Consider the following 203-nt stretch of genomic DNA (forward strand, 5'->3'; position numbering starts at 1 on the left):
ATGCAATTGAACTAGACGGTATGCCCAAAACAGAAGCCAGTCAAGTTTTCCATGTCAGCCGGAACACCATTAATCTCTGGCTGCAAAGAAAAGCACAGACCGGAGACTTCCTCCCTAAACCTAATCACCGACCTGGCAATAACCACAAAATTACCGACTGGCAAAAATTCAAGGCTTTTGCCCAAGAGCATGGCCACAAAACG

The 203-nt window shown here is 46.3% G+C and carries 1 pseudogene; it reads left to right on the forward strand.

Annotated elements, in window-relative coordinates:
* A pseudogene (locus P5674_RS26500) lies at nt 1-203 on the forward strand (IS630 family transposase); the annotation flags it as partial.

Source organism: Limnospira sp. PMC 289.06, assembly GCF_032350395.1.
In the GTDB taxonomy this organism is placed as follows: domain Bacteria; phylum Cyanobacteriota; class Cyanobacteriia; order Cyanobacteriales; family Microcoleaceae; genus Limnospira; species Limnospira platensis.